Annotated in this window: 1 protein-coding gene; it reads left to right on the top strand. The window is 62.6% G+C overall.

Translation table 11 applies throughout. The features are described 5' to 3' along the window. A partial coding sequence (locus tag QN219_RS33835; protein ID WP_284004773.1) for a PAS domain S-box protein occupies nucleotides 1-447 on the top strand: 447 nt, incomplete at both ends.

Below are 447 nucleotides of genomic sequence, written 5' to 3'. Positions count from 1 at the left end.
GCCGTCAAGGAGAGCGAGGCGCGTTTCAGGGCCATCGCCGACGATGCGCCGGTGATGATCTGGGTGACTGATGCAAGCGGCGCCGCCACCTACCACAGCCGTCTTTGGCTCGAGACGACCGGGCAGACCGCCGAAGAGGCCCGCGGTTTCGGATGGGCCGATGCCGTTCACCCGGACGATCGTCAAAAAGTCGAATGCGGATTTGGCGCGGCCTCGCGTCACAGAGAGCCGGTCCGGGTAGAATACCGTCTTCGCCGCGCCGACCGCAGCTTGGCCTCAGTCCTTGATATCGGACAGCCACGCTTCACCTCGGACGGCGGGTTTCTCGGCTATGTTGGTATTGCCCTCGACATCACCGAGCTTCGCAACGCGGAACAAGAACGCTTTCTGGCGCAGAAGCAAATGCATCACATGGCGCGACACGATGCGCTGACCGGATTGCCGAAT

Origin of the sequence: Sinorhizobium sp. 8-89 (assembly GCF_030124325.1) — a bacterium.
GTDB lineage: Bacteria > Pseudomonadota > Alphaproteobacteria > Rhizobiales > Rhizobiaceae > Sinorhizobium.
This window is presented reverse-complemented; position numbering and strand designations above follow the sequence as displayed.